This window comes from Hydrogenophaga sp. 2FB (genome assembly GCF_005503365.1).
GTDB lineage: Bacteria > Pseudomonadota > Gammaproteobacteria > Burkholderiales > Burkholderiaceae_C > Hydrogenophaga.
The window spans coordinates 35543-58063 of sequence record NZ_SCML01000039.1 but is presented as its reverse complement, the minus strand read 5'-3'; the positions used below and the strand labels follow the sequence as shown (position 1 = coordinate 58063).

The 22521-nt window shown below is 66.0% G+C and carries 18 protein-coding genes; 11 read left to right on the top strand and 7 right to left on the bottom strand.

What is annotated here, in order from left to right; translation table 11 throughout:
* Window positions 1–82: 82 nt before the first annotated feature.
* Window positions 83–2332 carry a RelA/SpoT family protein gene (locus FFS09_RS21015; protein WP_137920857.1) on the top strand — a complete coding sequence of 750 codons (2250 nt, stop codon included), beginning with the start codon at window positions 83–85 and terminating at the stop codon, window positions 2330–2332.
* A gap of 3 nt (window positions 2333–2335) precedes the next feature.
* Here FFS09_RS21015 and greB read toward each other — a convergent pair whose 3' ends face one another.
* Window positions 2336–2905, bottom strand: a complete 570-nt coding sequence (gene greB, locus FFS09_RS21010; RefSeq protein ID WP_137920856.1) for a transcription elongation factor GreB — start codon at window positions 2903–2905, stop codon at window positions 2336–2338.
* Window positions 2906–2990: 85 nt separating this feature from the next.
* Window positions 2991–4904, bottom strand: a complete 1914-nt coding sequence (locus FFS09_RS21005; RefSeq protein ID WP_137920855.1) for an FAD-binding monooxygenase — start codon at window positions 4902–4904, stop codon at window positions 2991–2993.
* 118 nt (window positions 4905–5022) lie between these two features.
* Here FFS09_RS21005 and FFS09_RS21000 point away from each other — a divergent pair, with 118 nt between their 5' ends.
* The gene (locus tag FFS09_RS21000) at window positions 5023–5925 is read left to right on the top strand and encodes a LysR family transcriptional regulator (RefSeq protein WP_137920854.1); all 903 of its coding nucleotides are present in this window, start codon (window positions 5023–5025) and stop codon (window positions 5923–5925) included.
* 8 nt (window positions 5926–5933) lie between these two features.
* On the opposite strand, the gene FFS09_RS20995 is transcribed toward FFS09_RS21000, so the two are convergent.
* Window positions 5934–7094: an acyl-CoA dehydrogenase family protein gene (locus FFS09_RS20995; RefSeq protein WP_137920853.1), complete on the bottom strand. Its 1161-nt coding sequence runs from the start codon at window positions 7092–7094 to the stop codon at window positions 5934–5936.
* 100 nt (window positions 7095–7194) lie between these two features.
* Here FFS09_RS20995 and FFS09_RS20990 point away from each other — a divergent pair, with 100 nt between their 5' ends.
* Window positions 7195–8091 carry a LysR family transcriptional regulator gene (locus FFS09_RS20990; protein ID WP_137920852.1) on the top strand — a complete coding sequence of 299 codons (897 nt, stop codon included), beginning with the start codon at window positions 7195–7197 and terminating at the stop codon, window positions 8089–8091.
* A 4-nt stretch (window positions 8092–8095) separates the two neighbouring features.
* Here FFS09_RS20990 and FFS09_RS31230 read toward each other — a convergent pair whose 3' ends face one another.
* The 3 genes from FFS09_RS31230 to FFS09_RS20975 are packed head-to-tail and all read right to left on the bottom strand — an operon-like array spanning window position 8096 to window position 11705.
* Window positions 8096–9331 (bottom strand): alpha/beta fold hydrolase, encoded by a 1236-nt coding sequence (locus tag FFS09_RS31230; protein ID WP_171020123.1) that lies wholly within the window; start codon window positions 9329–9331, stop codon window positions 8096–8098.
* 12 nt (window positions 9332–9343) lie between these two features.
* The gene (locus FFS09_RS20980) at window positions 9344–10675 is read right to left on the bottom strand and encodes a lyase family protein (RefSeq protein WP_171020122.1); all 1332 of its coding nucleotides are present in this window, start codon (window positions 10673–10675) and stop codon (window positions 9344–9346) included.
* A gap of 31 nt (window positions 10676–10706) precedes the next feature.
* Window positions 10707–11705: a Bug family tripartite tricarboxylate transporter substrate binding protein gene (locus FFS09_RS20975; protein WP_137920850.1), complete on the bottom strand. Its 999-nt coding sequence runs from the start codon at window positions 11703–11705 to the stop codon at window positions 10707–10709.
* 85 nt (window positions 11706–11790) lie between these two features.
* Here FFS09_RS20975 and FFS09_RS20970 point away from each other — a divergent pair, with 85 nt between their 5' ends.
* Window positions 11791–12720, top strand: a complete 930-nt coding sequence (locus FFS09_RS20970) for a LysR family transcriptional regulator (protein WP_137920849.1) — start codon at window positions 11791–11793, stop codon at window positions 12718–12720.
* On the opposite strand, the gene FFS09_RS20965 is transcribed toward FFS09_RS20970, so the two are convergent.
* Window positions 12717–13499 (bottom strand): GntR family transcriptional regulator, encoded by a 783-nt coding sequence (locus FFS09_RS20965; RefSeq protein ID WP_137920848.1) that lies wholly within the window; start codon window positions 13497–13499, stop codon window positions 12717–12719. The genes FFS09_RS20970 and FFS09_RS20965 overlap by 4 nt on opposite strands.
* Before the next feature lie 161 nt (window positions 13500–13660).
* Between FFS09_RS20965 and FFS09_RS20960 the strand changes: the two genes are divergently transcribed.
* From FFS09_RS20960 to FFS09_RS20930, 7 genes are all read left to right on the top strand, one after another.
* Window positions 13661–15136 carry an FAD-binding oxidoreductase gene (locus FFS09_RS20960; protein ID WP_137920847.1) on the top strand — a complete coding sequence of 492 codons (1476 nt, stop codon included), beginning with the start codon at window positions 13661–13663 and terminating at the stop codon, window positions 15134–15136.
* Window positions 15137–15159: 23 nt separating this feature from the next.
* A complete protein-coding gene (locus FFS09_RS20955) occupies window positions 15160–16182 on the top strand; it encodes a TauD/TfdA family dioxygenase (RefSeq protein ID WP_137920846.1) in 1023 nt (340 codons plus the stop codon).
* Between the two features lie 4 nt (window positions 16183–16186).
* Entirely contained in the window at window positions 16187–17197 is a 1011-nt protein-coding gene (locus FFS09_RS20950; protein ID WP_137920845.1) for an NAD(P)H-quinone oxidoreductase, read from the top strand.
* A 16-nt stretch (window positions 17198–17213) separates the two neighbouring features.
* Window positions 17214–18200 (top strand): tripartite tricarboxylate transporter substrate-binding protein, encoded by a 987-nt coding sequence (locus FFS09_RS20945; protein WP_252374461.1) that lies wholly within the window; start codon window positions 17214–17216, stop codon window positions 18198–18200.
* A gap of 206 nt (window positions 18201–18406) precedes the next feature.
* Window positions 18407–19393: a Bug family tripartite tricarboxylate transporter substrate binding protein gene (locus FFS09_RS20940; RefSeq protein ID WP_137920843.1), complete on the top strand. Its 987-nt coding sequence runs from the start codon at window positions 18407–18409 to the stop codon at window positions 19391–19393.
* On the top strand, window positions 19394–21574 hold the full coding sequence (locus tag FFS09_RS20935) for an acetate--CoA ligase family protein (RefSeq protein WP_212745133.1): 2181 nt from the start codon (window positions 19394–19396) through the stop codon (window positions 21572–21574).
* Complete coding sequence (locus FFS09_RS20930; protein WP_137920842.1) at window positions 21571–22488, top strand: HpcH/HpaI aldolase/citrate lyase family protein; 918 nt, start codon at window positions 21571–21573, stop codon at window positions 22486–22488. The genes FFS09_RS20935 and FFS09_RS20930 overlap by 4 nt, the downstream gene beginning before the upstream one ends.
* The last annotated feature ends 33 nt before the right edge of the window (window positions 22489–22521 follow it).

Below are 22521 nucleotides of genomic sequence, written 5' to 3'. Positions count from 1 at the left end.
GCCCAACCCTCCCCCGGGCACGCGCGCACAGGGCTTGTGCATGCTTTCAACGGGGGATGCGCTCACGCGCTAAAGTAGCAGGATGACTACCGAGGTCGACCACGGCACCCTCAAACCCGCTACGCAGCAGGCACACCCGGCCGCGAGCGCCGCCGCGGCCAGCTTTGCGGCGCTGCTGGGCAAGCTCGACTACCTCGGCCCGGCCGACATTGAAAGCATCCGCCAGGCTTACCGGTTCGCGGACGAAGCGCACCTGGGGCAGTTGCGCAAGAACGGCGACCCCTACATCACGCACCCGATTGCGGTGGCCGCCCAGTGCGCCGAATGGAAGCTCGACGCGCAGGCGCTGATGGCGGCGTTGATGCACGACGCCATCGAGGACTGCGGCGTCACGAAGGAAGAGCTGGTGGAGCGCTTCGGCTCTCCGGTGGCCGAACTGGTGGATGGCCTGACCAAGCTGGAAAAGCTGGAGTTCGACACGCGCGAACAGAACCAGGCCGAATCGTTTCGCAAGATGCTGCTGGCCATGGCCAAGGATGTGCGCGTCATCCTGATCAAGCTGGCCGACCGCACCCACAACATGCGCACGCTGGGCGACATGCCGCGCTCGAAGTGGCGTCGCATCAGCAGCGAAACGCTGGAGATCTACGCGCCCATTGCCCACCGCCTGGGGCTGAACTTCACGTACCGCGAGCTGCAGGATCTGGCGTTTCGCTTTCTGCACCCCTGGCGCTACGAGGTGCTGTCCAAGGCCCTGAACAAGTCGCGCAACCGCCGGCGCGACCTGATCGCGCGCGTGCAGCGCGAGGTCGAGGCGGACTTCGTGCGCCACGGCATGGGCGTGCGCATCATGGGCCGCGAGAAGACGCTGTATTCGGTCTACCGCAAGATGGACAACAAGCACCTGTCGTTCTCGCAGGTCACCGACATCTACGGTTTCCGCATCATCGTGCCCGAGCTGAGCGACTGTTACACCGGGCTGGGCGTGCTGCACCAGCTCTACAAGCCGCTGCCCGGCAAGTTCCGTGATTACGTGGCGATTCCGAAGGTCAACGGCTACCAGTCGCTGCACACCACGCTGATCGGCCCGTTTGGCACGAACATCGAGTTCCAGCTTCGCACGCACGCCATGGACGTCGTGGCCGAGTCCGGTGTGGCCGCGCACTGGCTGTACAAGGCCAGCGAGCCCAACAGCGACATGTCGCAGCGGCTGGGCACGCAGTGGCTGCAATCCTTGCTGGACATTCAGCAGGAAACGCACGACGCGGCCGAGTTCTGGGACCACATCAAGATCGATCTCTTCCCGGATGCGGTTTACGTGTTCACGCCCAAGAGCAAGATCATGGCGCTGCCACGTGGCGCCACGGTGATGGACTTCGCCTATGCGATCCACAGCGATGTGGGCAACCACACGGTCTCGGCCCGCATCAATGGCGAGCAGCGCCCTCTGCGCACCGAGCTGGCCAATGGCGACGTGGTCGAGATCGTCACGGCCGAAAAGGCCGAGCCCAATCCGAGCTGGCTTTCGTTCGTCAAGACCGGGCGGGCACGGTCCAAGATCCGGCACCACCTGAAATCGGTCGCCCAGGAGAAGTCGCACGAGCTGGGTGAGCGCATGCTCAGCCAGGCGCTGCGCTCGGAGGGCATTGCCTCACTGCCCGCGGAAGACGGCGCGTACCAGGCGTCCTGGGAAAAGTTGCTGCGCTTCACCGGCAACAAGTCGCGCGAAGAACTGCTGTCCGATATCGGCATGGGCAAGCGCATCGCCAACATGGTGGGCAAGAAGCTGGCCGTGCTGTTGGCCGAAACCGGTCTCAAACCCGATGCCCTGCTCATCAGCACCGAGCGTTATGCCAGTGGCCGCGAGGAATCGGTGTCGCAAGGCGTGGTCACGCTCGACGGCAGTGAAGGTGCGTCGGTGCAGTACGCGCCGTGCTGCAAACCGATCCCCGGTGACCGCATCGTCGGCTACCTCGGACGCGGCGAAGGCCTGGTGGTGCACGCGGACGATTGCCCGACCGGCAAACGGCTGCTGCTGCGCGACAGCGAACGGTTTCTGGAAGTCGAGTGGGCCGACGAGCCGGTGCGCCCGTTCGACACCACGGTGATCGTCACGGTCACCAACGGCAAGGGCGTGCTCGCCCGCGTGGCGGCCAGCATCGCCGCGGCCGAGGCGGACATTGGCCATGTGGACATGGGCGACGAGCCGGCCCAGACCGCGACGGACATTCGCTTTCTGGTGGCCGTGCGCGACCGTCAGCACCTGGCGGACGTGCTGCGCAGCCTCAAGCGCACCACCTCGGTGATCAAGGCACAGCGCTACAAGCCCTGAAGCTCAGGCGCTGACGTCAGGCGCCGGGTACCGCACCGACAAGACCTCGAGTTCCTGCACGCCGCCCGGCAGCATGAGGCGCACCACATCGCCCACGCGGGCCTTGAGCAGCGCGCGCGCCACCGGCGACACCCAGCTGATCTGCGCCTGCGCGCTGTCGGCCTCATCCACACCCAGAATCGTGACCGTGGTTTCGACCCCATCGTTGTCGGCATAGGTGACGGTGGCGCCAAAAAACACCTGGTCGCCGCCCTCGTGCAGCGAGGCATCCACGACCTCGGCGATTTCCAGACGCCGCGTAAGGAAACGGATGCGGCGGTCGATCTCGCGCAGCCGCTTCTTGCCGTAGAGGTAGTCGCCGTTTTCGGAGCGATCGCCGTTGCTGGCGGCCCAGTGCACGATGTCGACGATCTTGGGGCGCTCGTCGTCGATCAACCCGAACAGCTCGCTGCGCAGGCGCTCGTAGCCCGCGCGGGTGATGTAGTTCTTGCCCCCTGGCACGCTCGCGGCGGCGGGCACGTCGTCGCCGTCGTCCTCGTCCGCGTCGCTCTCGCGCGTGAATGCCTTGCTCATGTGGGCCACCTCCAAGAAAAAAACCCGCAACGTTGGGCTGCGGGTGTTCTGGAAATGATACGGGAATCGGACCGGGCGGTCGCCCTTATTGCGGCAGCATGAACCGCGCAAAAAAGTCGGCAAGGGCCCGATGGGCATCCAGCGGCAGCACGTGCGCGACGTATTGATCGGGCCGCACCACCACCACCGCGCCACGGGTCCGGTCAATGCCGCGCACATCGAAGATGTCGGCGCCGGTTTTCAAGGGTGCCGAAAAAACCTTCTCGTGGTCGTGCAGCTGGTGCCGGCCTTTGGGCGGCCTCAGCAGCATCGGCAGGCCTTCCGTCGCCAAGGCGTGGTGCGCCTGCTGAAAGACCGCGCGCACATCGAACACCGCGTCGATGTCCTGGCCTCGCGCGGTGAATCGACGCAGCGGCGAGTCCTGCGCTTCGCTCAGGAACCTGCACAGCGCATGCACGCCAACCTGCGCATTTGCCGCGTCGTCCGCCCCCGCAAAGAGGTACAGGCGCCAGCGCCCATCCGCCTTGCCCACATGCCCCAGGTGCATCGGCTTCGCGTCGGACACACGGACCACCGGGGCGGAGTGGAACCGGGTGCCGATTTCGAAACCGGCGGCCAGGTGCTGGTGGGTGGGCTCGCCGCAAATGGATGAGGGGCGGTAACGCGTTTCCACGCCTGCGGTGAAGCGGCCATGGCGCTCAAAGTAGCGCTGAAACGCCACGGGATCGACGCCCCCGCCGCCGCCCTGCCTGGGGCGGTCGCTGAACATCTGCGCCCACTCGCGATCGAAGTCGATCAATTCCTGCGCCACCACTTGGCGTTCTTCGCTGTAGGTCCGCAGCAGGTCGGGTGGGCATTGCTTTCGCAGCACCGCCGCCAGTTTCCACCCGAGGTTGAAGGTGTCCTGCATGGAAAAGTTCATGCCCTGGCCGGCCTTCGGGCTGTGGGTGTGGCAGGCATCGCCGGCGATGAACACCCGTGGCGGTCGCGCGCCGCCGGCAGGCGACATGGCGTCGTCGTACGTGTCACAGATCCGTTGGCCAATTTCGTAAACCGACCACCAGGGCACGTCCTTGACGTCCAGTGAGTAAGGATGAAGCGCTCGCTGCGCCACGCCGATCAGCTTCTCGACCGTGATGCCGCGCTCCGACACCCTCTCCGCATCGCCGAGCTTGTCCATCTCGACATAGAAGCGGGCCAGGTAGCCGCCCTCGCGCGGGATCAGCAGCAGGTTGCCACTCTGGGACTGAATGGCGGCCTTGTGGCGAATGTCCGGGAAGTCCGTGACGGCCAGCACGTCCATCACGCCCCAGGCCTGGTTGGCCGAATCGCCCTTGAGCTGCAAGCCCATGGCCTTGCGAACGGCGCTGCGCGCGCCGTCGCAACCCACCACGTAGCGCGCCTTCACCACCTCGACCTGCCCCGCATGCGCGGCGTCGGTGCGCTCCAGGCGCACGGTGACCGGACCATCGACGGCATCGGTGTCCCGCGATACGTCCAGAACGCGGCGCGCATAGTGGGGCTGCAGCCGACTCGGCGAGTGGCGCATGAGTTCCAGATAGAAGTCATGCACCCGCGCCTGGTTCAGGATGACGTGAGGGAACTCGGACAGGCCGTCTTCGGTGTCCTGCACGCGGCCGTGCCGAACGATCTGCGTGGCGTCCGCAGCGTCCGGTTTCCAGAACGTCACTTCGCTGATCCAGCAGGCTTCCTTCAGCACCCGTTCGCTGAAGTTGAACGCCTCGAACATCTCCATGGTGCGGCAGGCGATGCCATCGGCCTGCCCGAGCTGCAGCGGACCGACTTTCTGCTCCACGATGCAGGTGCGGATGTCCGCGAAAGCCGCCAACTGCGCGGCCAAGGTCAACCCGGCGGGCCCGCAGCCCACGATCAGCACGTCGACGTCCGTCGGCACCACGTCCGTGTGCACAGGGGCCAGCGGGGACGCTTCCGAGACGTGCGGGTCACCCGCCTTGAAACCATTCAAATGAAACTGCATCGCGGCTCAACTCCATCGGTCACGCCCGGCATGGCGCTGTCACCCGGAGTCTGACGACGGATGACTATTTCGTAAATCGTCGTAGGATGATTGACCATATGACGTTTTTTGATAATTGATGGCCAAACTCGATATCGAATGGTTGCGCATCTTTGTGGAGATCTACCGCCTGCAAAGCGTGTCGCGCGCCGCGGAGCGCCTGGACTTGCCGCAATCGAACGCGAGCGTGGCGTTGAACAAGCTCAGGCGGTTCTACGGCGACCGCCTGTTCTCACGCACATCCGCCGGCATGGAGCCCACCGCTTTCGCGCTCGCCATCTACCCCGAAGTGAGCAAGGCGATCCAGCACATCGAGCACACGACGGGTCAACAAGGTGCCTTCGATCCCGCGACGGCCCAACGCAGCTTCTGCATCAGCATGACGGACATCAGCGAGATCGTGGTGTTGCCGCGGCTGATGAACCACCTCAAGCAGCACGCGCCGGGCATCCAGATCGAGGCGCAGCGGTCGAGCGGCGATACCGTGCGCAAGCTCGAGTCCGGCGAGAACGATCTCGCCATCGGATTTCTCCCGCTGCTGGAAGCCGGCTTCTACCAGCAGGTGTTGTTCAAGCAGGACTTCGTGGTGCTCGCGTCGCACCGGCATCCGCGCGTGAGAGGCAGCATCAGCCGCCAGGCTTTTACCGCCGAGCAACACATTGCCGTCACCACGTCCGGGACCGGGCACGCCATTGTGGACAAGGCGCTGCAGCGCAAAAAGATCGAGCGGCACATCGCGCTGCGCATCCCGACGTTTCTCGGTGTCGGGCGGCTCGTGGCCGACACGGAACTGCTGGTGCTTGTCCCGAGAAAACTGGGGGAAGCCCTGTGCGCGCAAGAAGACATCCAGATGCTCGCACCGCCCGTTCCCTTGCCTTCGTACGCGGTCAAGCAGCATTGGCACGAGCGGTTTCACGCCGACGCGGGCAACGCGTGGTTGAGGGCCGCGCTGGCCGACATGATGTCGGGCCAGACCGCCTGACCAGGACGTCAGGACGCCTTCATCAGGTGCTTGCCGATCACGAGTTGCTGGATCTGGGTGGTGCCTTCATAGAGGCGCAACAGGCGCACGTCGCGGTAGAAGCGCTCGACCTTGTAGTCGTTCATGTAGCCGGAGCCGCCATGGATCTGCACACCGCGGTCTGCCACCCGGCCCACCATTTCGGTGCAGAACATCTTGGCGCACGATGCCTGCATGCCGATCTCGGGATCTGATGCCCCCAGGGGGCTGGCGTCATAGCGTCTTGCCGTGGAGAGCACCAAGGCCGTCGCCGCCAGCAATTCCGCCTGGCTGTCGGCCAACATGGCCTGCACGAGTTGAAAGTCGCCGATGCGCTGGCCAAACTGTTTGCGCTCCTGCGCGTAGGCCACGCTTTCCTGAAGGATGCGATGGGCCATTCCGCACGCCAGTGCGGCAACGTGCAGGCGGCCCCGGCTCAGCACTTTCATCGCGGTTTTGAAGCCCTTGCCCGGCACGCCGCCGATGATGTTGGCGGCGGGCACGCGCACGTTGTCGAGGTGGACATCGCAGGTCTTGGTGCCGCGCTGGCCCATTTTTCGATCGGGCTTGCCCAGGCTCAGCCCGGGCAAGCCGGCCGGCACCACGAAGGCCGTGATGCCCGCGGAGCCCGCGCCTTCGGTGCGCGCCATCAAGGTGAAAGCGCCGGCGCGCGTGGCGTTGGTGATGAAGCGCTTGGTGCCGCTGAGCAGGTAGTCATCGCCATCGCGCACGCCCTTGGTGCTGATGGACGCGGCGTCCGATCCCGCGTTGGGCTCCGTGAGGGCGAACGAGACGATCAGGTCGCCGCTCGCGATGCGTGGCAGAAACTCGGCCTTCTGCTGCGCCGTGCCATCCATCAGGATGCCCTGCGAACCAATGCCGATGTTGGTACCGACCACCGAGCGAAACGCCAGTGCGGTCTTGGCCAGCTCGCACGCCACTTCGCACTCCTGCTCCAGGCTCAGCCCGATGCCACCGAACGCCTCGGGGATCGAGAGGCCAAAGAGCCCCAGTTCTTTCATGTCCTGCACGATGTCCGCGGGCACCTCGTCGTGCTCTTCGACGTGGTCTTCAGCGGGCACCAAGCGCTCCTGGACGAAGCGTTGAACGCTGGTCTTGAGCAGTTGGAAGGTTTCTTGATCGATGGCCATGGTGTTTCCTGCAAATCGGCCGTATTGTTCTTTTTCATGCTCAATTTGACAATCACAACACCACTTGACATTCAGTCAAGTCATTTTTGACAATAAGCCCATGGACTCCAACGCACTCGCGCTTTTCGTCGACATCGTGGACGCCGGCAATCTGAGCGCCGCCGCCCGGCACCTCAAGGTCACCCGCGCCAACATCAGCTACCACCTGAACCAGCTGGAGAAGTCCGTGGGGCTACAACTGATGCGGCGCACGACGCGCCGCGTGGCGCTCACGGAAGCGGGCGAGGCGCTCTACCGGCACGGCCGCGTCATCCGGGACGAGGTGCTCGCCGCGCGCGAATCGGCCTCGACCCTGGGCAAGGGTCTGCATGGCTCGGTCCGGCTCAGCCTGCCCACCGGCTTCGGGCACATGGTGATGTCGGGTTGGCTGATCGACTTCAAGCGCCAGTACCCCGGCATTTCACTGGAGGTCCTGTTCGACAACCGCGTTGACGATTTGCTGCGCGAAGAAATCGACGTCGTCGTTCGTGTCATGACCGAGCCGCCACCGCACATGGTGGCCACGGAACTCACGCAGGTGCGCTACATGGTCTGTGCGTCGGTGGATCATGCGCGCGAACACGCGATGCCCACCGAGCCGGAGGCGCTCGCGCACGTTCCCTTGATCACCTCGGCCGTCACGGGCCGGGAGCTCCGGGTGTCCGCCTACCAGGATGCGCTGCGCCGCGAAGTGACGCTGCACCCCACCCTGGCTTCCGAGAATTTCCAGTTTCTGCGAGAGGCCATCCTGGCGGGTCTGGGCGTGGGGCTGGTGCCCGACTACGTGATGGCCGACGACGTGGCGCAAGGGCTGGCGGTCACCGCGCTGAACGAGTGGCGCCTGAGCATCTTCGGCACGCGCATGTTCCTGCTGCGCATGCCGAACCGCTACCAGACGCTGGCCACGAGAACGCTGATCGACTTCATCACCGGCAAGGTGCGCGCATGGGCGGGGTGACGCGTCAGGACGTGCCGTTACCCGCCTTGAACCCCAGCGGCGGCACCAGGCCCCGCTCCTTCAGGATGGCGCCCGCCACCGCAAACGCATGGTTGGCCGCGGGCACGCCGCAGTAGACAGCCGCCATCAGGATGGCTTCCTTGATGTCGTCGGGTGACAGGCGCGATGCATCCGTGGCGTCAAGGGCGGCACGCACGTGCAGGGCAAATTCTTCCCAGGCCTTCAGGCCGAGCATCAGCGACAGCACCATGAAACGGCGCGTGCGGTCGCCCAGGCTCGGACGACCCCAGATGTCGTTCCAGGCGTGGCGCGTGATGAGGTCCTGGAACTCGGCGTTGAAGCTGGTGCGCTGGGCAAGCGATCGGTCGACCCACGCGTCACCCAGGATGCGGCGGCGCTGCAGCAGGCCGCGCTCGTAGTCGGGTGACGGGCTGGATGCGCCATGGAATGCGCCCTCCCCCTCCACCATGCGCTCGGACACGAACGCCTCCAGCAGCCGCGCAAATTCACGAGGCTGCTCGATGGCGCTGATGTGCGATGCCTGCTCGATCACGGCCAGTTGCGCGCCAGGGATGGCATCGGCGATCGCCTCTGACATGGCGGGCGGCGCACCAACGTCCAGCGCGCCGGCGATCACCAGCGTGGGGCAGGTGATGCCGGGCAGCCCGGCACGCCAGTCCACATGGCGCACCGCGTGGCAACTGGCCACGTAGCCTGCGGCGTCGGTGGCCAGCAGCGTGTCGCGAGCGGCTTGCACCTCAGCCGGCTGCGCGGCGCGAAAGCCGTCATGAAAGTAGCGGGCCATGACGGCATCGGCAATCGACGCCATGCCCTCGCGTTCCACGCTGGCGATGCGGGCGTCCCAGTTGGCGCGACCGGCCTCCGGGTAGAACGCCGTGCTGCTGGCCACCACCAGGCCGCGCAGCAGTTCCGGGTGGCGGATGGCCAAGCCCTGGCCGACCATGCCGCCCATCGACAGCCCCACCCAGACCACGGGCTCGCGCGCCACGCTGCGCAGCAGGGCCGCCGCTTGCTCGATCAGCAAGCCCATGTCGTACGGGCCAGGCAACACGCGCGACTGCCCGTGGCCGAGGTGGTCGAACGTCAGGACGCGGTACCTGCCCCGGAGTTCTGCCAGCAGCGGCGCCCAGTCCTGCTGTTTCATGCCGAGCGCATGGCTCAGCACCAGCAGCGGGCCGTCGCCGCCCGGCTGCAACGTATAGGAGAGTGCGTGTGACATGGGGAGGTGGGTTCAGTGTTGCAGCAGCTTGTCGCACATGCGTGCCGACGGCGCCGCGGCCGCCTGCAAATGGCACAGGGCATGCAGCGCGTCGCGCTGCATGGGCGAGAGCCCGGCCAGTGCCTCATCGGCCAGCACCAGCTCGATCAGCGGGGTATGGTTCTGCAAGGCCTTGGCACCCAGCGCGCGCACCAATGCCGAGGCCTGCGGTTTGCCCAGCCGTGGCGCGAGCGCATGCGCGATGGGTTCGGAATAGACCACGCCCTGCAACTGGTGAATGTTGTGCGCCATGCGGGCGGTGTCCACGTGCAGGCCCGCCAGCGCACTGCGGATCGCACTGGTGGCCGCAAAGGCCTGCACCCACAGTTGGGGCCATACCGCGACCTCGGCCTGCCATTCACCCAGGGCGCGTTCATGCGCCTGGGCCATGGTCGACAGCAAGGTGGCCGCCAGATGCGGCACCTGGATGCCGGCCGCCACGGCCTGCATGCAGGCCACCGGGTTGCGCTTGTGCGGCATGGCGCTGGAGCCGCCGCGTTGCGCATCTTGCGCAAACACCTCACCCACCTCGGCCTGCGACAGCAGCGCCAGGTCGCGGGCGATCTTCGAGAGCGAACCGGCCAGCACGGCGACTTCCATGCCCAGCCGCATCCACGCGTCGCGCTGGGTGTGCCAGCTGCTGTCGGTGCAGCCCAGTTGCAGTTGCTCGGCCATGCGTGCGGCGATGCGGTCGCCCGCCTCGCCCAGGGTCGACCGGTTGCCCACCGCGCCGCCCAGTTGCAGCACCAGCGCGTGCTTCGACAGCGCGTGCAACTGTTCCCGGCTGCGCCGCAGCGGCTGCGCCCACTGCGCGCACTTGAGGCCCCAGCTGGTCACCTGCGCCGGCTGCATCAGCGTGCGCGCCAGCATCGGCGTGTCCCGATGCTGCTGCGCCATGGGCAACAGCAGGGCGATGCACGCGTCCAGCTCGGCCAGCAGGCGCGTGCAGGCGTGCTGCGTCATCAGCACCTGAGCGGTGTCGACCACGTCCTGCGTGGTGGCGCCGTAGTGCAGGTGGCACACGGCGTCGGGCGCCGTGTTCTGCAGCGCGCGGGCGATGGCCGTCACCAGCGGAATGGCCATGGCGCCGCTGTGACGACCCGCCTCGACCAGCTCGGCCGGGTCCAGCTGCAGGCTGGCACAGGCGGCTGCGATGGCGTGGCCGGCCGGAGCCGGAATCACCTGTTCGTGCACCTGTGCCGTGGCCAGTGCCGATTCGAAGTCCAGCATCGCACGGCACAGCGCGGCATCATCGAACAGCGTGCCCGCATCGCGCGGCAGAAGGTAGTTCCCGAAAACGTTCATGATGCGCGGCGGCCCCATTGCATGGCGATGGTCAGACGCTGGCGCCCGAGGCCTTGACGACAGCGGCCCACTTGGTCGATTCCTTCTTGATCAGCGCGGCGTACTGCGCGGCATCGCCCAGCAACGGTTCGGCGCCTTCCACGCCCAGTTTGGACTGGAAGGCCTCCGTGCCCGCCACCTGCAGGATCTGCTTGCCGAGCGCGGCAATCACCGGTGCCGGTGTGGCGCGCGGCGCGAGCAGCCCATAGGTCAGCGTGCTCTCGAAACCGGCCAGCGCTTTCACGCCCGATTCGGCCACCGTGGGCACGTTGGGCAGGTTCGCCAACCGCTTGGCGCTGGTGACGGCCAGCGCGCGCAGCTTGCCGTTGGCGACCTGGGCCTGGGCCGGCGGGATCACGCTGAACATCATCTGGACCTGGCCGCCCATCAGGTCGGTCAGTGCGGGCGCGGTGCCCTTGTACGCGATGTGGGTCATCTTCGTGCCGAGCAGGTGCGCCAGCATCTCGGCCGTGAGATGGCCGCCCGTGCCCGCGCCGCTGGAGGCGTAGTTGAAGCTGCCGTCGGCCTTGCGGATGGCCTCGACCAGGTCGGCCATCGACTTGATCGGCGAGCTCTCCGCCACGGCCAGCAGCAGCGCCGAACTGGCGAACATGGCCACCGGGGTCAGGTCTTTCTGCACGTCGAACTTGAGCCCCTTGTAGAGCGCGGGGTTGATCGAGATGGTGCCCGTGTGGCCCAGCAGCAGCGTGGCGCCATCGGCCGGGGCCCGCACGACGAATTCGGTGCCGATGTTGCCGCCGGCGCCTGCCTTGTTCTCCACGATGTAACTGCGGCCGAAGGCGGCCGTGAGGCCCGTGGCCATCTGCCGGCCCAACACGTCGTTGCCGCCGCCGGGCGCGAAGGGCACGACGATGCGCACCAGCTTGTTGTTGTCCTGCGCCACGGCCCACGTGGGCAGCGCGCCCAGAGCGGATGCGGCGGACAGGCCGAGGATGTGGCGGCGGTTCAGGGAATGGATGGGCAGGTGCATGGTGGTGTCTCCGTTGGGGTGCGCGCAGTGTGTGCGTTTCAGACCGCATAAAAAACCGCTTTCAGCTTCGTTCACAAAGAACAAAATGCGTGGTGTGGACACCAACTTCCTGCACACCTTCCTCCTCGTCGCCCAAAAGGGCTCCATGTCCGAAGCCGCGCGCCAGCTCGATCTGAGCCCCACGGCGGTCGCCCAGCAGATGCGCGTGCTCCAGGCCGAACTCGGAACGCCGTTGTTGCTGCGGGTGGGCCGAACCGTGCGCCCCACCGAAGCCGGCTACCGCCTGGTCGAGCGCGCCGAGTCCATCGTGCGCGACACCGCGCGCCTGCGCAGCTGGGTGCACGGCAACGAGTTGCAGCACGAACTGCACGTGGGCACCATCGCCACGGTGTTGCACAGCGCCCTGCCCGACATCCTGCAGGTGTTCACCGGCCGGCACCCGAACACGCGCGTGTCGATCCGCTCCGGCGTCGCCACGCAGCTGTACGACCTGGTCGTCGACGGCAGCATCGACACCGCGCTGACGTTGAAGCCCGCGTTCGACCTGCCCAAGACGCTGGGCTGGAAGCTGCTGCGCCAGGAGCCTCTGGTGCTGCTCGTGCCCAGCCGCTTGGGCCATATCGACCCCTTGCAGCTGCTGCGCGAGCAGCCATTGATTCGCTATGACCGCACGCTGGGCGGCGGCAAGCTGGCCGATGAATACCTGCGCGACGCCGGCATCGTGCCGCAGGAAAGGTTCGAGCTCAACTCGTTGCTGGCCGTGTCCATGATGGTGGAACGTGACATGGGCGTGGCCCTGGTACCCGATATCGATTCGCCCCTGCTCGACGGCAAGGCGCTGGTTCGCCTGCCACTGCCACAGGCGAGGTCCCGGCGCGCGCTGGGCTTGTTGTGGCTGCGCGCGTCGCCGCGCAAGGGGCTGATCGACAGCTTCACCGCGTGTTCGGAGCAGGCGATGCGGCGGCCTGCGCAGGACCGTACCGATCCCGGTGCGCCGCGCCCGCAGGCGACTTAAGCGCTGGCATCGGGTGCGCTCTTGCGGCGAGACTGAGAACGCCGCGCGACGGCCGTGGTGCGCGACTCCTGCTGCAGCTGGGTCGCGATCGCGACCGCGATGTCCACCATCCGATGCATGTGCTGCTTGGCAAAGTGCTCTGCGGCAACCGGGTCGCCATTGAACACCGCGCGCGCGATGTCCAGGTGGTCGGACATGTTGCGCTCCCAGTGCGCATGGCTCAGGTCCCTGAAGTAGATCGTGTGCAGGATGGGAAAGTTGGACTGGTCCAGCAGTTCGCCGATTTCCGCGATCCCGGACATTTCGTTGATGGCGCGGTGGAAGCGGCCGTTGTCGCGGCGGTGGTTCTTCTCGGAGCCTAGCGCGCGTTGCACCTCGATCTCGTCGAGAAGGCTTTGCATGATGGCTTTGTTGCCGGGCAGGTGCACCCGTTCGGCGGCGGCTCTGGCGCCCAGGCCGCACAGCACCTCCCGGATGCGGAACTGGGCCACGATCTCGTCCCGATTCGGTGTCGCCACCGTCGCACCCCGGTTGGGTTCGATGCGGACGAAACGGTTGATCTCCAGGCGGCGCAGCGCCTCGCGCACCGAGCTGCGGCTCACCCCCAGGTCTTGCGTGAGTTCGGCCTCGACCAGGCGCTGGCCGGGGCGGTACTCGCCGTCCACGATGCGGCGCGCCATCTCGTGGAGCACGTAGTCGGCCACGCTGCCGCTCGGGCCTTCTTCCAGGGCTGCCGGCTTGTAGAAGGGAACCAGTGTGTCTTGTGAGGATGTTGTCATGTGGGCGGGTCGGGGCAGTTGATCCATTGTCGGACAAGAAATGTGCGACTCCATACGCCGCCGGCGAAGGTTGCACGGTTTTCATGGGTTATCGGGGTTAACGCCTAGTTGACGCCGCATAACTTGTAGGACAATAAAGCCATATTAAGGCCTTGAACCCCATGAATAAAGCAATTTTGTCCGACAATAATGACACCAAGCCCGATAGCGAGCCTCATCCAGAAGGCACACCGCTGGACCGGGTGGTCAACGATGCCTTGGTGGATTTGTCCGATGAAGTGTCCCTCCTGGCCAGCGGCGAAGCCGGACCCCGGTACTGCCGCGACTGGGGCGATGACCATGGCGTTCCGGCGCCTGTCGTTCGACCTCGCACCCCGCGAGCGCTGGTCGAGGTGGTGCGGCGCTTGAGCAAGCTTCAGATCCCCATGGTGGCTCAGGGTGGCATGAGCGGGTTGGTGGGCGGGGGCGCGCCGCTTGCGGGCGAGGTGGTGGTGTCAACGGAACTTCTGCGCCGCATCGAGGACGTGGACGTCATCGGCGGAACCATGACCGTGCAGGCCGGCGTGACCCTGCAGGCGGTACAAGAGGAGGCCGAGCGGCATGGCCTGTTCTATCCGGTGGATCTCGGCAGCCGCGGCAGTTGCCTCATTGGCGGCAACATCGCGACCAATGCCGGCGGCAATCGGGTCCTTCAATACGGCATGACGCGCGCCCAGGTCCTGGGCCTGGAAGTTGTCCTGGCCGACGGCACCGCCATTTCCAGGTTGAGTCGCGTCGTCAAGGACAACGCAGGCTACGACCTCAAGCACCTCTTCATTGGCTCGGAAGGCACGCTTGGCATCGTCACACGCGCCGTCTTGCGGCTGCAGCCCTTGCCCCGAGAGCGCGTCACCGTGGCGCTGGGGTTGGCGCGCCTGGAGCAGGTACTTGAAGCCCTCGTTGCCGCCCGGCGCAGCTTCGGCCCGGCGCTCACCTCGTTCGAGGTCATGTGGCGCGATTTCCATGGCTTTGTCACCCGGACCTTGGGCATCGGCCGCGACCCTTTCAATGGCGACGCGGAGTTCGTGGTGGTCCTGGAGGTGTCGTGTTTCGACTGCGATGCGGACCGCGACCGGGCGCGCATCGAAGACGCACTGGCACGCATGTCGGAGGACCTCGGCACGGACCACGTGGTGGTCGCGCAATCGCTCAAGGAGGCCGCCGAGATCTGGAGCGTGCGCGATGCCTCTGGCGAAGTGGCACGCACGCTGGGCGACTACCTGTCATTCGACATCAGCATTCCCACGAGTCGCCTGGCGCAGGTGCTGGACGTCATCGAAGCGGGCCTTCATGACATCCAGCCGGGCTTGCGGAAGATGACCTACGGCCACCTCGGCGACGGCAATCTGCACTTGCTGGTGGCTTGTGCGAACGAACTCGTCGAGCCGGTGGAACGGCTGGTGTACGGCGCTGTTGCCAACACCCAGGGTTCGATCTCCGCCGAACACGGCATTGGCTTGTCCAAGCGGACAGCGCTCGCGGATGCTTTGCCGCGCGCAGAGATGGACACCATGCGCCGGATCAAGGCCGCATTGGACCCCGATGGACTGTTCAACCGAGGCCGCGTGCTGGCGATGGCCGGGACCACGGGCGACTGATTTTTTCACAGAGGAGTTTCGACATGGCCGATATTTTGCGGGCGCCCTTCGAGGGACCCAGTGCATGGACGCGCGATCAGATGGAGCGCGACACACGTTGGCGCTACACGCTCACCCCCGAGGAAATCGATGAAATACGCAGTGCCGTGCAGGTGGCTGCCGCCACGGGCTTGCCCCTGGAGCAGATCACGGCCGCGCATTTCCCTCTGCGCACACTGAAGGCCCGCATCCGCCGTCTGGCGGTGGAGCTGGAGGACGGGCGCGGCTTCGAGTTGTGGAGCGGCCTGCCGGTTCACGAGTGGACGATCGAAGAACGCAGCCTGGCCTACTGGGGCCTGGGCCGCCACCTGGGCCAGCCTGTCGTACAGAATGCGCGCGGCGAACTTTTCGGGCACGTGACCGACACGACCAGCACGGACCCCCAGACCAACGCCAACTCGCGCTTCTATCACACCAACCATGCCGCGCCCTTCCACGTGGACGGCGCCGACATCGTCGGACTCATGTGCGTACGAACCGCGCGGGAGGGCGGGGCCAGTCTGGTCGTCAGCTCCACCAGCATCTACAACCGGCTGCTGCGCGACCACCCGGACCTGATCGAATTGCTGTACCAGCCGCTGTGGTTCGACCACCGGGGCGAGCGCAATGCGGTCACGGGCGAGCCCTATTGGGTGACATCGATCGCGGGGTGGACGGGCGGGAAGCTCTCCATCATGTACCTGCGCAACTTCATCGAGTCCGCACAGCGTTACGACGGCGCGCCTGCGCTGACCGATGCGCACCGGCGCCTGCTGGAACTGGTGGACACCTACGCGCAATCTCAGGAGTTGCTCCTCCCGATGTCCTTCCAGCCCGGTGACATCCAGTGGCTGAACAACCATGTGACGCTCCACTCCAGAACCGGGTTTACCGATTGGGATTCGCCCGAACAAAAGCGTTGGCTCATGCGGCTGTGGCTCAACCAGTTTGAACGCGACCGCGACACCGATACCTACGGCTTCCATGGCATCCAGGTCGATGCCGCGTCCCGTGCCGTCAGCGCCTGAGTCCATGAGACAGATCCAGTTCGATCGTTTCGGGCCACCCGATGTGCTCAGGTGCGCGCAGGCTCCCGTGCCGCAGCCCCAACCCGGTGAGGTCCGGATCCAGGTTCATGCCGTCGGCGTCAACCGCGCCGACGTGGCGCAACGCCAGGGAACGTACCCGGCGCCACCGCAGGCGTCGACGGTTCTCGGGCTGGAGGTCAGTGGTGTCGTCGACGCGGTGGGCGAAGGGGTGGTGTCGCCCATGCCCGGTGCGCCCGTGTGCGCCTTGACGCCCGGTGGGGGCTATGCGGAACAGGTTTGCGTGCCCGCTGCGCATTGCCTGCCGCTTCCGCATGGGCTGAACCATGTGCAGGCCGCCGCGCTTCCCGAGGCGGCCATGACGGTGTGGAGCAACCTGTTCCAGGCGGGGCGGCTGTCCGCCGGTGAAAGCGTGCTGGTCCACGGTGGTTCCAGTGGCATCGGTGCTTTCACCATCGCACTGGCGCGCGCCTTCGGCCATCGGGTGATGGCCACGGTGGGCAATGAGAAGAAGCGCGAGGCCGTCGAACGCTGGGGCGCCGAGGGCATCAACTACACGCGCGTCGATTTCGTCGAACGCGTGCTGGCCCTGACGGGCAACAAAGGCGTGGACGTGGTGCTCGACATGGTGGGCGGCACGTACGTCGCGCGCAACCTGGACTGCCTGGCCATGGACGGACGCATCCTCCAGATTGCCTTTCAGGGTGGGCCCGAGGCCTCCATCCGGTTGTTCGACCTGATGCGCAAGCGGGCCGTCTTGACCGGCTCGTTGCTGCGGTCCCGCAGCGACGAGAGCAAAGCGCAGATGGCCGCGGAACTGCTGAGCCAGGTGTGGCCGCTGTTCGAGTCCGGGCGCCTGCCAGCGCCCGTGATCGATTCGGTTCACACCATGGACGACGTGGCCCATGCGCACAGCCGCATGGAGTCATCGCAACACATCGGCAAGCTCATCCTGGTCTGGGACAGAGGGCTTGCGGACGGATTCCCCACCGATTGAACACAGGAGATTGATCATGACGACGAAAAACTGGAAGCGCCAATCCCTCGTTGCAGGGCTGGCCGTATTGGGCTCCATGGTCCTCGCCGGAACCGCGATGGCGCAGACCTCGGGAGCACCGGTCAGGATACTGGTGGGCTTTCCGCCGGGGGGCAACGTGGACTCCGTGGCGCGCAATCTGGCCGCGGGAATGCAGCCTCTCCTCAACCGCTCGGTGGTGGTGGAAAACCGTCCCGGCGCGGGCGGGCAGATCGCGATGCAGACCTTGGCGCTGGCGCCGAACGACGGCCGCACCCTGATGCTCTCCAACGAGCATGCGGTGTCCATCATTCCGATGACAGTCAAGAACCCTGGTTATGTCGTTGCGAAGGATCTGGTGCCGGTCGCCACGGTCACCACGCTGCCCATCGCACTGGCCGTTCACCCCAGCATCAAGGCGAACAATCTCCAGGAACTGGTGGCCTGGGCGCGACAGCAAAAGGGCGCCTTCAATGTGGGCGTGCCCGCGCCCGCCAGCCAACCCGATTTCACGGTCGGCCGGATCGGCAAGACGTTCGGGCTCAGCGCCAACTCGGTCCCGTACCGCGGCGGTGCGCCACTCGTGGCCGATTTGCTGGGAGGGCAGATTCTTGTCGGGTTGACGGGCGTGAGCGAGTTCATTCCACACCACAAGTCGGGTGCGATGCGGATCATTGCCATCTCGGGGCAACAGCGTCTGGCGCAGTTCCCCGAGATCCCGACATTCACCGAGGGTGGATTGCCAGGACTTGAAGAGCGCACCTTCATGGGCCTCTTCGCACCCGCCGGCACATCGGCGGACGTGCTTGCACAGTACCGCGAGGTGGTTCGCGCCGTCACCAACGCCGCACCGTTCCGCCAGGCACTGATCGGCCTGGGGCTTGAATCCACCTATGGCGATGACAAGGACCTGGCATCGCGGGTGAAGCACACCACGGACACCTGGGGGCCGATCATCAAAGAGTCGGGCTTCGTGGCGCAGTAGAAGAAAAGCCCGCGCAACAGTCGCGCAACCGAACGTACAAAGCAAACGGGCTGGCTCTTCTGGAGCCAGCCCGTTTTTCCAGAACGATCATCGATCACATCCGTGATCCCTTTTTTGCTGGCGCTCCACACAATGTGTCGTTCACTCCGGTCCCAACAGGTGGCCCACGCCCTGCTGGTCGGCATTGCAACCCACAGAGGAAACCCATGCGAAAGCTATCCACGATCCGCGGGATTCACGCCACAGCCGCGCTGCTGCTCACGGTCCTCGCGCACGCCGCCATGGCGCAAGCGCAGCCATGGCCCACCCGACCTGTTGAACTCATCACGCCCTTTCCTGCTGGAGGCCCTACCGACGACGTCAGCAGGTTCCTGGCACAGCGGCTGGGCGCCGAGCTGGGCCAACCCGTCGTGGTCGTCAATGTCGCCGGCGCGGGAGGCTCCATCGGCATGCAACGGGTTGCGCGCGCGCCCAAGGATGGCTACACGATCGGCCTCGCCCACACGGGCACGCACACCCTCACGCCGCTGATTTACGCCCATGCCGGCTACGACCCGGTCAAGGACTTCAGCCCTGTTGCGCAGTTGACCGAATACTCGAACGTCCTTGTGGTCAATGCGCAGGCGCCTTACAAGAACCTGCAGGATCTCATCAGCGCAGCGAAGCGCAACCCGGGCGCCATCAACTATGGCTCCGCCGGCAACGGCACATCGAACCACCTTTCCACGGAAATGCTGGCCACCATGACCGGGGCGAAGTTCACCCACGTGCCCTACAAAGGCAGCGCGCCCGCCCTGATCGATGTGTTGGCCGGCACCGTGCCTTTCATGTTCGATGTACTGCCCAACTCGATGGCCCACATCCGGGCAGGCAAGCTCCGGGCTCTCGCCACCACCGGCAAGACGCGCGATCGAATGGCACCCGAGATACCGACGGTGGCGGAAACCGTGCCCGGCTATGCCGTGGTGGGTTGGGTGGGCATCGTGGCGCCCGCTGGAACGCCACCCCAGGTCGTGGATCGGCTCAGCAAGAGCCTGGAAAAAGTAATGGCCCAACCCGACAGCGTGGCCTTCTTCGACGCGCGCGGAAACACCATTGCCTATGCCGGCCCCGCGCCGTTCGCGGCGCGCATCGCGGACGATCTGAAACGCTGGGCGCCCGTCGTCAAGTCCTCTGGTGCCAAGGTGGACTGAATGCGCAAGGACACCGAGATGGCGCATTCGCCGCAGCAGACATCCCATTTGTCCAGCATCGCGGCACTGCTCGAGCCCCGCTCCATTGTCGTGATCGGAGCCTCCGAGGACCCGTCGCGCATCGGCGGTCGACCGTTGAAATACCTGCGCCAATCGGAATTCGCGGGCCAGGTCTACGCCGTCAACCCGAACCGCGAATCGGTGCAGGGATTTCCCTCTTACCCCCATGTGCGCGAGGTACCGGGGTCCATCGACCTTGCCATCATTGCCCTGCCGGCGAACCTCGCGGTGCAGGCGCTTGAGGACTGCGGCATTCACGGCGTGAAAACCGCCATCGTCTTCTCGGCCGGCTTCGGCGAGGCCGGCGAAGCCGGTCAAGCGCTGCAGTCCACCGTCGCAGGCATTTCGAAGCGCTACGGCATGCGTGTGCTGGGTCCCAACTGCCTGGGCGCCTTCAATGCGCACATCGGTTTCTACGGCACCTTCACACAAGCTTTTTCCTCGGGCCTGATGAGCCCCGGACCGCTGGCCATCGTGAGCCAAAGCGGTGCCTGCGGCGGGCATCTGGCCTATCTGTGCCGCCAGCGGAACATCGGCATCGGCTACTGGATCACCACCGGCAACGAGGTGGACCTGGAACTCTCCGAATGCCTCCATTGGCTCGCCTGCTCGCCACAGGTTCGGGTGATCGCCGTCTATGCGGAGGCGGTGCGCAACGGGCCTGGTTTCGTCGCGGCCCTGAAAGAGGCGCGTGCCCGCGGGAAACCCGTCATCGTCCTCAAGGTCGGCCGATCCCAAAGCGGCGCACGGGCCGCCGCATCGCACACCGGTGCGCTCGCAGGGGAAGACGCCGTTTACGACGCGGTGATGAAGCAGTTCGGTGTTCATCGCGCGGACAGCATTGACGAGATGCTGGACGTGGCCTACGCCTGTCTGGCCCGGGCCCGTTTCACCAACAACCAGCTGGGCATTCTCACGGTCTCGGGTGGCGTCGGCGTGCAGATGGCCGACGCGGCGGAAGCCGCGGGCATCGACGTGCCCTTGTTGGCCACCGCGGCCCAGGAACGGATACGGGGTTTCATTCCGTTTGCCGGCGCATCCAATCCCATCGATCTCACGGCGCAACTGACCAATGAGCGCAGCCTGCTGGGGCAATGTCTGGAGGTCGTGCTGTCCGAGGGGCAGTTCGGCGCATTGCTCTGCTTCTTCACGAGCGCGCCAGCGGCAAAAACCGCCGCGGATTGGCTCTTGCAGACATTCGAAGGCATCCAGGACCGCTACCCCAACGTGCTGTTCGTTCTGTCCTTCCTGGCGCCCGCGGAAACCGTTCGCGAGTTCGAGCGCAGGGGCTTTCTGGTGTACGAAGATCCCAACCGTGCCATACGGGCGCTTGGGGCATTGTCCCGCCTCGAACAATCGTTCGCGGATGTCCGGCTTGAGCACCCCGCGCGTGAAGCCGAGATGGCCAGCGAGACGTCGGGCGCTCCAGATGTGCCGCATCCGGATGTCTCCGATGAGCACGCCGCGAAACGTGTGCTCGCCGCTGCCGGCATTCCGGTGCTCCCTGAGGTGCTGGCGGTTTCGGCCGATGCGGTCCACGCGGCGGTCGCGGACCTGGGGAGGCCGGTGGTGCTCAAGATCGTCTCTCCGCACATCCAGCACAAGACCGAGGTGAAGGGCGTGGTGCTGAACGTCGACTCGCCGGCTCGGGCCAGCGAAGCCGCCACCGCCATGCTCGAGCGTGTGCGACAGGCCCGACCCGACGCCGTGTTGCGTGGCATTCTCGTCGCGCCGATGGCCGAGCGCGGCATCGAGACCATCTGCGGCGCCTACCGCGACCCGGTGTTCGGACCCATGGTGCTCTTCGGCCTGGGGGGGGTGTACGTCGAGGTCTTGAAGGACGTGGCGCTGCGCATGGCCCCTTTCGGCATGGCCGAAGCCCGTTCGATGATCAAGGAGATCCGTGGCGCCGGGATCCTGGCCGGTGCCCGCGGCGAAGCGCCCGCCGACGTCGAGACGCTGGCCCGGGTGCTCTCGACGCTCTCGGTCTTCGCGTTCCGCAACCGCGCCTGGGTCAGCGAGATCGACATCAACCCCTTCGTGGTGCTCGAGTCCGGAAAGGGTGGTTTTGCGCTCGACGCCGTGATCGAAACCGCGCCGCTCGACGAAAAAACCCCATGAGCTTTCCCTCCGATTTCCCCCGACGCTCCGCCCTTTATGTTCCCGCCAGCAACCGGCGCGCCCTGGACAAGGTGCGGGGCATTGATGCGGATGTGCTGATCTTCGACCTCGAAGACGCGGTCGCGCCCGGCATGCGGACACCGGCACGCGCAGCGCTGCAGGACGCCTTCGGCCAGGCCCGCTTCGGACTCCACCAGACGGTAATCCGCGTCAACGAAAGCGCCAGCGAGGACCTGCCCCACGACCTGGACACCGTCGCCCGGTGCCGACCGGACGCGGTGTTGCTGCCCAAGGTATCGCGGCCCGAGGATCTCCACGACTTCGCCGCGCTGGCCCGCACCCAGGGCGTACCGGCCGACACGGAGCTCTGGGCCATGATCGAGACCGGGGGCGGTCTGCTCAACCTGCGAGACATCGTCGCGGCAGGACGCGAGACCGCACTGCGGCTGCGATGCCTGGTCGTCGGCACCAACGACATCATGAAAGAGACCGGCGTGTCCGGGGATGAGCAGCGCAAGTACCTTGTGCCCTGGCTGATGAACATCGTGCTGGCCGCCAAGCAGGGCGGCCTGGGAGTGCTTGACGGTGTCTGGAACGACTTCTCCGATCTTCACGGCTTCGAAGCCGAGGCCGTGCAGTCCGCCAGGATGGCGTTCGATGGCAAGACCTTGATCCACCCCAGCCAGGTTCCGGTCGCCAACCGCGTCTTCTCGCCCTCGGTCGTGGCCGTGGAGCGTGCCCAGCGCATCGTCGCGGCCTTCGACCTGGCGGAGCACGCCCATGCCGGCGCCATCAACCTGGATGGCGGCATGGTGGAGCGTCTGCACCTGACGCAGGCGCAGCGCCTTCTCGCGGCGCACGCCACCGTGCAAACCCGCAACGCCCAGCGGCTCATCGCCAGCAGCGCCACATAAGCACAGCGGACCCGTCCTCCCCCCAGATCCGGG